Below are 13,707 nucleotides of genomic sequence, written 5' to 3'. Positions count from 1 at the left end.
CTAACACGAAAAACAAGGTTTTAAAGGTAACAGCTGAGAAATTATATTTTTCACTTCCTAAACGTGATCCTAGCTACATAAAGTGTGACTCAGAGCCTCCGCTTCACGCAGATAACTTTCATCGCCCCAAAGCTGATGAGCAAGTAAATACCATAGCATCGCCATCATCTGGCTTCTTGGTAACCATGCTTCTACACCATCAAGCCAAGGCTGAACATCATGGATTCCTCGCAGCTGACAGTACTTCTCAACCGCTTCTGTGACTGGCGCGCCAGCAACCGCAATGGTTAATGTCAAATCGAGCCTAGGGTCTGCGAGCGCAGCGTATTCCCAATCAATAATCTTAATGCAGTCACTGTTTCTCACTAGGTTATAACCACCTAAGTCAAAATGGCACAAAGACAGGTCAACATTGGTAATACTCGGAGCCACGCGCCACTCTTGATAAATCTTAGTGCAGGCTTCGGTCTTATGAATCGCATCAAGCTGCAGCCAGTAATGGTCGACTCGCGCCGTGAAACTGAATGGTTGCAGTGGTAATCGCGCAGTATTAACCAGATGAACAGAGATCAGCGTTTTCAACAGGTCATCGAGTTCTAGATCTTCGTAAAGTGTCTCACCCGCAATCCACTCAACCAGTAACCCCTGCTCATTCACTACCATTGGGCTTGGCCCGATACCGAGTCGCTCAATGGCAGACAGCACTTGGTACTCTTCATGGCGAGAAATGAAGAACGCTTTGGTGATAGGTGTGGTTGGCCGCCAAACATACGCAGTACCATCGGCATCGACCAACTTCCAACATCGATTGGTCAAACCGCCTGTTAATGTCTGTGCTCTAACTGGAGGCTCAGAAAAGTAACCGTCAAGCGAACTCAAACTGGTATCAAGAAGCTTAGCCTCAGACCAAGAAAAAATTGCCATATTTACTCCCTATAAACGTCTTCATTCCCTACAAAAAAGACACTGACCAAAAGCCAGTGTCTCTTCATAAACAGCACATCATGCACTGCATTGGCGTGTGACCAAGCTATACGCTGTCAAGATTAAGCGCTGCCAATACTAGACATTGTCAAATCCGGCTGCGCATAGTTAGCAAGTAAGCGAAATTAAAGGCCTAGTAGGCTCTTAGATTGTTGCTTACGGATTTCAGTCTCGTCAGCCCATTCAATCAAGCCAGACTCAAGATCCATTAGACGCATCGTCATTTTGTAGTATACGTCTTCATCGCTACCCGCTTTCTTAACGATGCTTGATAGGTTGCCGTACAGCATGTACTGAGCACCAACCATTTTACCGAATTGAATCGCTGAACTTTGGTTTACAAGCTCATCGTTGTTTTGGAAGTTCAATTGGTCACGAACAGACTCTACACGGTCCATATCAACGAAACGGAACTTACCAGAGTTCAGCATCTTAGTACTGATAGTGTCAGTGATTGACTCAGTATCGATGTGCTCACTTGTTTTGTTCTTGATTCGCTCTACAAACACGATTGGACGCTGTTCACGAGTAATGTAAGACACAGAACCAGACGCCATCATGCTATCGACCATTTCACCCGCAATCGTTTGAAGGTCAGTTGAACCGAAATCGATTGTCGTGGTTTCTACTGCTTGTGCATCACCGTAGCTTACCTTGTTTGAACAACCGCCTAAAATAACCGCTAAACCTAGTAGCGCAATGACACTCTTTTTCATTTTGTTTCCTCAACTTATCACTGAGCGGGGTTACCCACACTCTTAAATTCTTGTATTTACGAATCATGAGACCCGTTTAATCTAACTTACTGCTCTCGGAACTGGACTCTGAACTGAGTCGCTTTCGGGTTTACCGACACTTCCGACAACGAAATACTTTCAAAACCACGAACAATCGCTTGCTTCCAAGGACCTTGTTTAAGGTTGACCTCAAGCCCGGCATCGTCGTACCAGTAAAAACGATAAAGAATATGTTGATCGCCTTTATAGTTACTGTTTAAACGAACGATTCCTCGCGTATGACCGTCGACCAGATCGGTGCGAATATCTTCAACCTGTAAACGGCTGCCCAATACCTTGTCACCAAAGAAAACGTTCTGAGTCAGACTATCGACCCTTACGCCAGCTGTATTATCAGCACAACCAGCCAGAGCCATAACCGCTGCTAAGCTCACTAACCACTTTTTCATTACAGCCTCCCTAGCTGTTTATGCCACATTGTTGCATTGTTTCCTTGTCGAGAAATCCACACCAAGGTGGTCTGCCCTTCTCGAATATCAAAGTCGTACGTTTTAGCGCCCGCTTCCAACGTATATTGACCGCTATTTGCTACAAACGTACTGCTCTTAATCTCTGCAGGTAATGATTGCCAACTGCGAGTGTCTGGTTGCTCTGTCAGTGTGTTCCACACGTTGAACAGAATATTACCGACATCATCGCCTTTGGTTGCTTCTTTTCGAATGCGATCTTTCGCGACTACACGTAGCGCTTGGCGAATAACAATGCTTGTCATACGTTCCGATAGATCGTTCTGCGCCATCGCGTTTACATCAGTGATCAAATGTTCTTGTAGCGGCTGTCCGCTGATTCGCAAGGCAGAAAAACGCTCTACGTTTTGACTTGGGTAATATGGCAGCGCAAGAGAGTATATTGCCCCCTGATCGCGACTGTCATAAACAGGCAAATCCAGTCGCCAACTGTCCATAGCTTGCACAGCGCTCTGCTCTTGAAGAACAATCACTCGCCCTTCACCTGCACTAAGTTTAGAAGATTGCTTATAGCGTTTTTCTAATGTTGCTAAATCTTGTCGCATCCCTAAACGAGCGGCTGTTGCCATGGTTCTATCGATGATTTCTTGGTTATCTGGCATCACAGCCAAAGCACGACGATAGTCAACGTAGGCGCTGTTTAAATCATTTGACGCTTCATAAAGCAGACCAGACAAGAACATCAGATACGCATTCTGTACTGACTGCAGTTTCTTACCCGCATCAGGGTAATTGGCAAGGATGCTACCCACATTGGCAGACAAGCCTTGCTTCTTCGCATCGCTGGCTGCTTTGTCTAACTCAGCCTCGCGTTGCTTCTTCGCTTGTTCTTGAACTTGGTTGGCGCGACGCATTTCAATCACCGCACCTTCTAAATCGTTTTTCTTGAGGTAATTTAAACCGAGATACAGATGAAGAAAGCCCAACTCGTAATCGGCTGGCACATACTCGGTAATATTGTCATTCACAGCCAACGCACCCACACTGGTTGCACTGTCTGAGATTGAGATCACGGCTTTGCGTTGCTGCTCAGTAACCGCCTGATCAGCCACTTCAAACGAAGCCTTACTCTCAGGGTATTTTTGATCCAGCAGATTAATTCTGCCTCTTTCAAAGTTATCAAGGATGTCGCCTGCCGCGTAATCTGGTAGCTCTTGCTGAGCCTCTGAATAATCTCCAGATTTAACGGCTTGGTAGATCGCTTTGTTTTGTGCGCTGTAATGACTGAACAGGCTTCCTGCAGACATACTCGCACAACCTACGGTCAACGCCGATAACAGGGCAATGGAAGCGAATCTAAACTGTTGCTTCACTTATCGTCTCCGTGCATGTTTAAAATGCCAACTTTATTAGGGTCTGCTGACCTTTAATGGTCTCATTATCAAAACGAAACGCGTTGTAAAAAGGATCTCAAGCCAGTTGAAACCCTACTTATTTAGCCTCTGCCTAAGCGATGCCGACATTCAGACAACAGATAGAACTTAAAGTTGGCATACAAACTACAAATTTTCCAACTAACTACTTGTGTTAACCCACTAATGAGCGCGTTTAAACTAGCTCATTAGCTTTCATTAACTCGTTAGCTTTTCATTAGCTCATTAACTTTTTATTAGCTCATTAATAGGGGGCCAAGTGGACGGCCGCCAACCAAGTGCATGTGAATATGATAAACCTCTTGGCCACCGTGAGAGTTACAGTTCACGATAAGACGATAGCCATCTTCTGCAATGCCCTCTTCTTTTGCTAACTTGCGAGCAACAGTAAACATGCGCCCCATCATCGCTTCATCTTCGACTTCAACATCGTTAGTTGTCGGAATCAGCTTGTTTGGGATGATTAGGATATGGCTTGGCGCGCGAGGGTTAATATCGCGAAATGCGGTTACTAAATCGTCTTGGTATAGTAGATCTGCTGGGATTTCTTTGTTGATGATCTTAGTAAAAATGGTTTCTTCAGCCATGTTTCTCTCCGATAAAACATTTATTTTTTAATGCTTTGAGTATGCGCTATGCCGCATCAAACCACAATAAATCTGCTTTAAAGCATAATAAAAAACACCGTTCAAATCAAAGAAAACGAGCCTTAGCTCTCAAGAATGGCATGTTGGTTATAACTGAGCGCTATTTTTGACGTGTGCGTCATAAAATGCGTAAGCCGAGCTCAATAGAATGCTGATAATTTTGTTAGTTTTACTTTGACCTGACATTAGGTCTGCATTTTTATTTAGGGAGAAAGCCATGAAGGGATCTGTGATCAAGCGTATGTACGCTGGTTTCGCACTGATCATCATCATGTTCGCAGTCACGATAACCATCATGATGAACAGCATGAATCAGATACACAGCAATTTTGAGAGTGTCTCAGAAACCTCATTACCACTTGTCGCGCTTTCAAATCAAACGAGTGTTCAATTGCTTTCTGCTGATAAGTCATTCAAAGATTTCTTAACCACACAAAACGCTGAACGCATGTCTGCAATGCGTACAGAATTTGCTGCATCACAAAACTCGTTTTCAGAAGTTCTCGGTAGTTTAGAAGCGGCAAGCCAAAACAATGCTTCACTTGTTGAACGTATCGCGCAATTAAGAGCAATGGAAGAACGCTACTTCGCCGAAGCTGACGAAGCGATGAACAACTACGTCGCGATGTTCGAAGCACAAGAACAAGTACAAAAAGCGTCTCGTGACTTCCAACGCTTACATTCAGAATTAACCGTTGGTATGAAAGAGTACGTTGCCGACCAAAAAAGCATCTCTGTAAAAGTGATGGCAAAGAGCTACTTCATCAAACTGCAAGACGCAGAAGTTATTACCTCTGATGCACTTGCTAGCTCTGATGTTGCCTTCGTTCAAAAAGCCGTTAACCAAAACAAAAAGGCCGTTACTCATCTTAACTACGCTTATCGAGGTCTATCAACACAACTACCAGCACTTAAAAATGTCTTCGATGAGTCGGTTCAGAAGTTCACCAAAGACGTTGGTCAGAAAGGTGGCGTACTAGACAAACACAACAACTACCTACAAGCCAAACAAGCGTTGTACGTGAACATCGCTAACCTAGCTCTAGAAGTTGACCAAGCGATGGCTGTTTTGGACTCATTCAACGTGACCGCTGAAGAGCAACTTAACTCATCACTTGCTGACGCAAGCAGCATCTACGACAAAGGCCTATTCAACGCGATTGCCATTGGCATTGTTGTGACTGTGTTCGCTGCTGCGATTGGTTACCACATTGCACACAGCGTACGAGAGCCATTAACTCGCATCCTCGGTACATTAGAAGGCCTGACTCAAGGCGATATGACTCAACGTATCGATATTCGCTACGACAACGAATTCAGCCGTGTGAGTCGCCACATCAACACCTTGGCGGACAACTTGCACAATATCCTTGTGAAGCTGAATGATGCTTCAGATGACTTAACCAAGACAGCAAGCGTCAACCAGAAGACTTCTTCTGAAACGCAAGCTCAGCTGAACAGTCAACGTGAACAAACGGCAACTGTCGCGACCGCAATGACAGAGATGTCTCATTCTGTACAAGAAGTGGCAAACAGCGCGCAAAGCTCACTCACCATGGTTCAACAAGTAGAATCGGCTTCTGAGTCTGGTCGTCAGATCATGAACACCAACATTAGCACTATCAATCAGCTTGAGGTTCGCCTTACTGAGTCTGTGGGTGCTGTGGGCGAGCTACAACAAATGAGTAGTCAGATTGGTTCAATCCTTGACGTTATTCGTGGCATTGCTGAACAGACCAACCTACTTGCACTTAATGCGGCAATCGAAGCAGCGCGTGCTGGCGAACAAGGTCGTGGTTTTGCAGTTGTTGCCGATGAAGTACGAGTGCTAGCGCAAAAGACCACTCAATCAACGTCAGAAATCGAAACCATGATCAGCAACCTGCAATCAAGCTCGAAAACAGCAAGTAACGTGATTGAAAGTTGTATGAGCGACATGGATATGTCAGTCCAACAAGCTTCAAGTGCAAACAGTGCGATGGAAGAGATCCAAGCCTTGATTCTAGAGATTAGCCACATGAGCACACATATCTCTCAAGCAGCCGCAGAGCAGAGTGAAACGTCTGGCGATATCGCGCGTAATATCGAAGACATCAACCACATCGCAGATAAGAGTTACCAAGCGATGTCTTCAATTGCGGAGGCAAGCCAAAACCTAACAATTTTGGCGAATCAGCAAGGTGATTTAGTACATCAATTCAAACTATAGATAAATGAAGAATCGATAGATATTTAGTGAGATTGTTGAGACTTCTTACCCAATAGTGGTGACTAATTGAGCTAGGGCAACTTTTATCAAGGGTTGCCCTTGTTTTTTATGAGCTTTGTCATTATATGATTATTAAGGCTTGCTGCTTCCCGTTTTTTCTTTCACCTTTATGAGCGAGCCGCTATTAAGGAATTTATATGGCTGTTCATGTTGGCATTATCGATCAAGACCCCATTCGCTTGCTCACCCCATTACTTGATAACCGAACGGTCAGCACTCACATCGTGTTTATCGGTGACAAAAATCAAGTCAGTATGTACAAACGTTTAGACAGCGTTTTGCACAAGCGCGACATTACGAGTGAGTTTTTCGAAATTCCGACCATCGTAAATACATCTGTCATTAAAGAATCTATCCAAACCCTTGCCGAAGACCTCAAAGCACGCGGTCAAGAAGTGAAGCTCAACGCAAGTTGTGGCCTCCGTCACCGCCTACTTTCTGTGTACGAAGTATTCCGTACTTACCACTGGCCAATCTTCGTGGTTGAACCAAATAGCGACAAGCTTTGCTGGTTGTACCCTAATGGTAAAGAAGACGCACAAGTTCAAGACCGCATCACTATCGACGACTACCTAACTGTGTTCGGTGCTCGCGGTGAATTCAGCGATGTTCAGCTGTCTCCGCAACTGGATCAGAAACTTTATGAACTGGGTGAACGTTGGGCAAGTAACGCACTCGAACTAGGCCCTGGCCTTGCGACATTGAACTACCTAGCAACGACCTGCCGTAAAGAACAAAAACTTGATGTAGGCCTATCTGAGAAGCAACAAGGCTATCGCGAGCTCAACATGCTGTTGAGCGATTTGGTTGAAGCTAAAATTGCGACTTACGACAATGGTATTTTGACCTTTGCCAACGAAGACGCGCGCCGCTTCTCAAACGGTGAATGGCTTGAAACATTGGTTCACAGCACAGTTAAGCAGATCCAAGATGACATGCCGACCATTCAAGACCGTTCTTTGAATGTTCAGGTATACCGTCAACTGGGTGAACGTGAGGTTCGTAACGAGCTTGATGTTGCCTCTGTGGTGAACAATAAGCTGCACATCATCGAATGTAAGACCAAAGGCATGCGTGATGATGGTGATGACACCTTGTACAAACTGGAATCGCTTAGAGACCTGCTAGGTGGCCTACAAGCACGTGCAATGTTAGTGAGCTTCCGCCCTCTTCGCCATAACGACATCACACGAGCTGAAGATCTTGGCCTTGCATTGATTGGCCCTGACGAATTGAAAGATCTTAAAACACACCTAACGGCATGGTTTACAGCTGCGGGTGGCAGTGAAGATCTAGAGTGCTAAAAACCAATAAGCTCATGAGAGCTCAATGCTCTTAAGCAGATTGTTAAAAAGGCGAATGACGATTAAATCACTCGCCTTTTTTGTTGTCTGTTTTCTCTATTGATTACTTTCAGACGGCACAAAAAAATGGCCGCATCATACGATGCGGCCATTTTCAAAATTTAATGTCACTTGAAGACTTAATGCTCTCTAAAACTCAGAGCACTTTAAGACTTAAAGCATTTTACGAGCGGCTTCTACAACCACTTTGATTGAACGTGCTTCTGTTACTTTTAGAGTGTCGTGATCAGGCGTCTCTTTTTGAGTACGGTTGATGATTACACCAGCAACACAACCTGCTTTCAGACCAGAACTTGCACACATAGTTAGCAGTGTTGCAGATTCCATCTCGAAGTTTAGAACGCCCATGTCTTGCCATTCTTGCATAGAGCCTTGGAAGCGCTTAACAACGCGACCAGAGAACGTGTCGTAACGCTCTTGACCTGGGTAGAACGTATCGCTTGATGCCGTTACGCCCATGTGAACTGTTGCACCTGATTCATCAACTGCCGCTTTCATTGCTGTTGCAACTTCAAAGTCAGCCACTGCTGGGAACTCCATAGGAGCAAAGTGTAGGCTAGCGCCGTCTAGACGAACAGAACCTGTAGAAACAATCATGTCACCCACGTTTACGTGAGGTTGGATAGCACCAGTCGTACCAACACGTAGGAAAGTGCGAACACCAAGTTGAGCAAGCTCTTCAACTGCGATAGAAGTCGATGGACCACCAATACCTGTTGAACATACAACAACTGGTTTGCCGTCTAGCTCTGCGCGGTAAAGCGTGTATTCACGGTGACTAGCAAGGAATACTGGGTTCTCCATCTCTTCTGCAATTTTTTGCACACGAGCAGGATCACCAGGGATGATCGCAAGAGTAGCACCGTTAAGATCTGCTTCAGTAACACCTAAGTGGAAAACAGCTTGAGACATAGTTCGCTCCTTTTGGCTTATTGGGCTTTTTACCCTTATTTAAGCTCATAGTAAATTCGTGGGGTACGAACACACTCTAACCAAGCTCATTACAAAATGAAGTGACACATGTCACATGAATGATCGCAACAATAATTCAAGTTTCACAAAAAACCGATTGGCATCACAAAAATAAGCAATCCGCACGCCTATGTTGCATACTAATGAGACAAAAAGCGCCTTTAACGTATTACCGCTAAAGGCGCTTTTATATTAAGAATGCTCTATGTCGGTGAGCTCGATTTAGTCCGCTTTAGATTTAAATCGAAGCAGACGCAATGCGTTCAATGTCACCAATGCAGTTGCACCACTATCCGCTAAAACTGCCACCCACAAACCGGTAATACCTAACAAGCTTGTCACCAAGAATACGACCTTCAAACCAAGCGCAAGGGCTACGTTTTGACGGATGTTGTTCATGGTCGCTTGCGACAGTTCAATCATCGCTGGCAGCTCAGTTAAACGGTTATGAGTCAGTGCTGAATCCGCCGTTTCCAAAGCGACATCCGTACCACCACCCATTGCGATGCCGACATTCGCCGTTTTCATTGCTGGTGCATCATTAATGCCATCACCGACCATCGCCACGTGCGACTGTTGAGATAACTCCTCAACGTAAGATACCTTGTCGCTTGGCAATAGGCTTGCCTTGTACTGCATACCAATCTTGCTACTGATCGCTGCTGCACTGCGCGGATTATCGCCGGTCAACATGATAGATTGAATACCTAATTCATTAAGTCGTTCAATCGCAAGCTTAGCGTCACTGCGTAACGTATCTTGCCAAGCAATCAGACCAATCACCGTCGTAGCTTGCTCTGTTGATTCTTCTTGATCTTTAACCTCAAGAGCAACCACAACCGTCTTGCCCTCACCTTCTAATGCTTCTACCTGAGAAACCACATCGGCACCAAGTTCGAACGTGACTTTAGACGGTGACAGAACCTGATACTTAACACCATCAACATCCCCTTCAACACCACTACCAATCAACGCTTTCTTGTTGTGTGATTCAGGAATCTCAATATTCAGGTCTTTTACTTTAGCGACAAGTGACTGCGCCAACGGGTGAGTAGAGCCAACTTCAATCGCCCCAACCACACGCAGCATCGCGTCTTGTTGCCACCCCGATAGAGGTTGAATATCCGTAACCTGAGGCTTACCTTCGGTCAGTGTGCCTGTCTTATCGAAGGCGATGGTTTGGATTTTACCAAGCTGCTCTAGCGCTGCGCCGCCTTTAATGAGCGCGCCACGTTTCGCTGCTGCTGCTAAGCCAGAGGTAATCGCTGCAGGAGTCGAGATAACCAAGGCACACGGACAAGCAATCAACAATAGCGCTAGGCCACGGTAAACCCATGTTTCCCATGGCTGCGCAAACAACAATGGTGGTGTGATGATGACCAACAGAGCCACTACCATCATTAACGGTGTGTACCAACGGCTGAACTTATCGAGGAATCGCTCTAGTGGTGCTTTACGAGACTCTGCTTCTTCAATCAGATGAAGAATGCGATCGATCGCGTTCTCACCCTGTTTTGAAGTGATGGTGATACGAACCACTTTATCGACCACCACAGCGCCAGCCATGATGCTATTGCCTTCGATGTGTTCAACAGGAACAGATTCACCGGTTAACGCACTTTCATCAAAGCTTGCCGCGTCTGTAATCAATTGGCCGTCAGCAGGTAAACGAGAGCCCGCGGCCACTTCAATCACATCACCTGGAACCAGTTCACTGACTGCTACTTCTACACGCTCGCCGTTGATGATCTTAGTCGAGTTTTCTGGTACCAATGCCATTAGCGCTTGAACGCCACTTCTTGCTCTTGATGAAGCAAACGCTTCTAAGCGCTCACCAATCAAGAACAACAATAGAACCATCGCTGCTTCCGCAGTTTCGCCAAGGTACAAAGCACCCAGCGCGGCAACACTCATTAAGGTTTCAATAGCAAACGGTGTACCTGAACGCGCCAGCTGAATCGCTTTCTTCGCCACCGGATATAAACCAAGCAGACAAGTTACCGTAAACAAGCCTTCACTTAATTGAGGTGAGGTGATTTTTACAAGCGCCGCAAACAGCATTGCCGCTGCAATCGCGATAATCTGTAAATTAGGTTGGATATAAGCTTGCCAAAAAGTCTCAGGTTGTTGTTTTTCTTTCTTTGAACCGACTTCCGTAAGAGGGAAACCCGTTTTGATAGAGACCTGTTCAATGGTGTCAGCAAGGCTTTCATTATCGAATTTCACAACCAGCTTTTCGGTAGCAAAGAGAACCTTCGCTTGAATAACACCGTCAATATTGCTGATCGCGTTTTCTATTTTTCTTGCACAAGCTGGGCAGTCCATTCCGGCAACCAGCCAACTTTTCGAAAATTTGGCATCGAGAGATAAAGTTGAGGACTGACTGTCTTCTTCTCCACTATCCGACGAACTACAACAATCATCTCCAGACGATGACGAAGCAGCAGAAGAGCTACAACAACCAGATGAAGTACCTGCTGCTGTGATGCTTGAAATTTTAGGGCTAGAGCAACTTGCTCCTGCCGCTTGAGGTTGAACGTCCACTTTTGCTGAGCGGCACGCTGCATGTTTTGCGCACATAATGTATCTCCTTAATACTCAAAAGCCTTGAGGTTGTTGCTAACTTACGAGCAACAGAACCTTAAGTTCATCAAAAGTATAAACCTTGGAGGCTACTCCAAGGTCAAGAAGAAGTTTTCAAGAAAACAAAAATATTATGCCAGCGCCGATGGCTTACTGAGATTTAAGCTCCGCACACTCTTCACGGTTAGCGGATACATCATCAATAAGAACCGCATCGTGTGAACAGAATGGCTGAGTGTTCAAGCTGACAATCGACACATCATCTTCCACTGGATCAACTTGAGATCCTTGCATCAGTTCAGCGATATGATGTCGAAGCACCAAGATACCTAAAATTCCGAACAAAACATTACCCAAAGCTTGACCATAGAGAACACCCAAAGCGCCATACCATTGCGAACCTAGATATACGAACGGCAGAGTACCTAACGTCGCTTTACCCAAATTCAATGCTGTCGAGTAAAGCGGTTTACCTAGGTTGTTGAAAGACGTGTTGGCAACAAATAGTGCACCGTTAAAGGTGAAGGTTAACGCCACATAGGTACAGAAAGCCGCCACAATGATTGCTGCATCACCTTGTAAGCTAAAGCCTTGAATGACATAACCTTGAACGAAGTACAACAGAATACAAACAGCGATGGTGTATGCCGTAGTAACCAGCAATGAGTTATTGAGTGTTTCTTTTACTCGGTCCATGCGTTCAGCACCAAAGTTCTGACCAATGATTGGCCCCACAGCGCCAGACAAGGCAAAGATAACCGCAAAACAAACTGGCGTCAGACGACCTATCACGGCAAAACCCGCGACAAAATCCTCACCATATTGTGCGATACCCGTTGTTACAATCGCATTACCGATAGGCGTTGCGGTATTGGTGATAATCGCAGGCAGCGCAATCGCCAATATTGGTCGAATATTAATGCGCCATTGCACAAAAGAAGGCGGAGCTACCAGCTGATGGCTGCGAATAAGAGGATAAAGCGAAAAGAATAGCACCGAGAAACGAGCGACAACCGAAGCGATAGCCGCCCCTTCGATGTTCCAACCAAAACCAAAAATAAACAGAGGATCGAGAATCGCGTTAACAATGCCGCCAGACAAAGTTGCCCACATCGAACGCTTAGCATCACCTGCCGCTCTTAAGCCCGCACCCGCTGCCATCGCTAACGCCAAAAATGGACCACTAGGTAGCAAAATCTGTAGGTAAGCTTGAGCGCGTTCGGCTGCAATGCCTTTGGCGCCTATCGCGGCTAGCAGCTCTGGAATATAAGCGAACATGATTGCAGTTATGGTTGAACTGATAACAAACGCAGTCAGCATGATACTGGTGCTTAGGTTTCGAGCGTGCTCTTGATTCTTGGAGCCGATGGCTTTGGACACTAATGCGCCCATGGCAATGGAAGTACCGATAGAAACGGAGGTAGAAAAGAAAGTCAGCGTACCTGCAAAGCCTACCGCAGCAGCCAATTCAACCTGTCCGAGCATACTGATAAACAGCATGTCGAGCAGATCGACCACAAATAACGCCATCAAACCGACAGAGCCAGCCCCCGACATCACCAATATGTGGCGCATCGTTGAACCTTCAACAAACTTTGCCGTTTGATTTGACATGAAACCTCCAAAAGTTGGAATACCCAAGAGCTAAAGCCTAATCAGCTGTTCAACTGTTCAACTGGCTAGGGATCCAAAAAGAAAGGATCGACCAAGAAAAGCGCTATACAGAAAAAAGGCGCTAGTGCGCCTTTTTTCAATTGAGAGTATTGAGAAAAATAATCGTTCTTAACACGCTACTATACCTGATGTTTGAAGCATTCTTCCAAGTTCTTGCCAATTGCTCTCAAAACATCAGTTCTGGTGATAATACCCACCAGTTTTCGATTATCGATCACAGGGTATGCTTTAGGTTTTCCAACCTGCATCATGTCCGCCAATTCAATAATGGATAAGTCAGGTGACACCGACAGCACTTCTTGGTACATACAGTCACCCACAAGGTGTGTGTCTTGGCAGAAGTAACTGACCTTCACAAGTTTCTCGAGTAAATCCTGCTCTGAAAGGAAGCCAATCACTTGTTCGTTATCATCGATTACGGGCCCACCCATATGGTGGCTACGCATCACTTTGTCTAACGCTAGACTTAACGGCATATCAGGAGTAAATGTCACAACCTGCTGCGTCATGTAATCTTTCACTTTAATAGAATGCATTGCGTTCTCCCTAAATACTTTGCGTCATATATTTTCTATCT

Annotated in this window: 11 protein-coding genes; 2 read left to right on the top strand and 9 right to left on the bottom strand. The window is 45.4% G+C overall.

The window, feature by feature from the left end:
- Positions 1-69 precede the first annotated feature (69 nt).
- From AB4274_RS03280 to hinT, 5 genes are all read right to left on the bottom strand, one after another.
- On the bottom strand, positions 70-924 hold the full coding sequence (locus tag AB4274_RS03280) for a phosphotransferase (protein ID WP_017060224.1): 855 nt from the start codon (positions 922-924) through the stop codon (positions 70-72).
- A 185-nt stretch (positions 925-1,109) separates the two neighbouring features.
- A complete protein-coding gene (gene lpoB, locus AB4274_RS03275; RefSeq protein WP_017060223.1) occupies positions 1,110-1,700 on the bottom strand; it encodes a penicillin-binding protein activator LpoB in 591 nt (196 codons plus the stop codon).
- Between the two features lie 86 nt (positions 1,701-1,786).
- On the bottom strand, positions 1,787-2,170 hold the full coding sequence (locus tag AB4274_RS03270) for a YcfL family protein (protein ID WP_017060222.1): 384 nt from the start codon (positions 2,168-2,170) through the stop codon (positions 1,787-1,789).
- On the bottom strand, positions 2,170-3,561 hold the full coding sequence (locus tag AB4274_RS03265) for a COG3014 family protein (RefSeq protein WP_017065296.1): 1,392 nt from the start codon (positions 3,559-3,561) through the stop codon (positions 2,170-2,172). Before AB4274_RS03265 ends, AB4274_RS03270 begins: the two co-directional genes overlap by 1 nt.
- A 296-nt stretch (positions 3,562-3,857) precedes the next feature.
- Positions 3,858-4,208: a purine nucleoside phosphoramidase gene (gene hinT, locus AB4274_RS03260; RefSeq protein ID WP_017065295.1), complete on the bottom strand. Its 351-nt coding sequence runs from the start codon at positions 4,206-4,208 to the stop codon at positions 3,858-3,860.
- A 277-nt stretch (positions 4,209-4,485) separates the two neighbouring features.
- On the opposite strand from hinT, the gene AB4274_RS03255 reads away from it, so the two are divergent.
- Positions 4,486-6,477 carry a methyl-accepting chemotaxis protein gene (locus tag AB4274_RS03255; RefSeq protein WP_372110982.1) on the top strand — a complete coding sequence of 664 codons (1,992 nt, stop codon included), beginning with the start codon at positions 4,486-4,488 and terminating at the stop codon, positions 6,475-6,477.
- 197 nt (positions 6,478-6,674) lie between these two features.
- A complete protein-coding gene (locus tag AB4274_RS03250; protein ID WP_017060218.1) occupies positions 6,675-7,841 on the top strand; it encodes a DUF1887 family protein in 1,167 nt (388 codons plus the stop codon).
- Positions 7,842-8,054: 213 nt separating this feature from the next.
- Here the strand turns inward: AB4274_RS03250 and udp are convergent, their stop codons facing one another.
- The 4 genes from udp to AB4274_RS03230 form a co-directional block, all read right to left on the bottom strand.
- The gene (gene udp / locus AB4274_RS03245; protein ID WP_017065292.1) at positions 8,055-8,813 is read right to left on the bottom strand and encodes a uridine phosphorylase; all 759 of its coding nucleotides are present in this window, start codon (positions 8,811-8,813) and stop codon (positions 8,055-8,057) included.
- Positions 8,814-9,095: 282 nt separating this feature from the next.
- Positions 9,096-11,453, bottom strand: coding sequence for a zinc/cadmium/mercury/lead-transporting ATPase (locus AB4274_RS03240; RefSeq protein ID WP_372110979.1), 2,358 nt, complete (start codon positions 11,451-11,453; stop codon positions 9,096-9,098).
- A gap of 153 nt (positions 11,454-11,606) precedes the next feature.
- The gene (locus AB4274_RS03235; protein WP_017065289.1) at positions 11,607-13,070 is read right to left on the bottom strand and encodes an MATE family efflux transporter; all 1,464 of its coding nucleotides are present in this window, start codon (positions 13,068-13,070) and stop codon (positions 11,607-11,609) included.
- 179 nt (positions 13,071-13,249) lie between these two features.
- On the bottom strand, positions 13,250-13,666 hold the full coding sequence (locus AB4274_RS03230; protein WP_017060213.1) for a CBS domain-containing protein: 417 nt from the start codon (positions 13,664-13,666) through the stop codon (positions 13,250-13,252).
- Positions 13,667-13,707: the final 41 nt, after the last annotated feature.

The organism is Vibrio sp. 10N.261.55.A10 (genome assembly GCF_041470825.1).
Lineage (GTDB): Bacteria > Pseudomonadota > Gammaproteobacteria > Enterobacterales > Vibrionaceae > Vibrio > Vibrio crassostreae_C.
Note: the sequence above shows the minus strand (reverse complement) of the source record. Positions and strands in the feature narration are given on the sequence as shown.

Bases quoted from the DNA above. Each gene is read 5' to 3' on its own strand.
- AB4274_RS03255 (WP_372110982.1), top strand. From the start codon at position 4,486: ATGAAGGGATCTGTGATCAAGCGTATGTACGCTGGTTTCGCACTGATC.
- AB4274_RS03230 (WP_017060213.1), bottom strand. From the start codon at position 13,666: ATGCATTCTATTAAAGTGAAAGATTACATGACGCAGCAGGTTGTGACA.
- udp (WP_017065292.1), bottom strand. From the start codon at position 8,813: ATGTCTCAAGCTGTTTTCCACTTAGGTGTTACTGAAGCAGATCTTAAC.
- lpoB (WP_017060223.1), bottom strand. From the start codon at position 1,700: ATGAAAAAGAGTGTCATTGCGCTACTAGGTTTAGCGGTTATTTTAGGC.
- AB4274_RS03280 (WP_017060224.1), bottom strand. From the start codon at position 924: ATGGCAATTTTTTCTTGGTCTGAGGCTAAGCTTCTTGATACCAGTTTG.
- AB4274_RS03270 (WP_017060222.1), bottom strand. From the start codon at position 2,170: ATGAAAAAGTGGTTAGTGAGCTTAGCAGCGGTTATGGCTCTGGCTGGT.
- hinT (WP_017065295.1), bottom strand. From the start codon at position 4,208: ATGGCTGAAGAAACCATTTTTACTAAGATCATCAACAAAGAAATCCCA.
- AB4274_RS03250 (WP_017060218.1), top strand. From the start codon at position 6,675: ATGGCTGTTCATGTTGGCATTATCGATCAAGACCCCATTCGCTTGCTC.
- AB4274_RS03235 (WP_017065289.1), bottom strand. From the start codon at position 13,070: ATGTCAAATCAAACGGCAAAGTTTGTTGAAGGTTCAACGATGCGCCAC.
- AB4274_RS03240 (WP_372110979.1), bottom strand. From the start codon at position 11,453: ATGTGCGCAAAACATGCAGCGTGCCGCTCAGCAAAAGTGGACGTTCAA.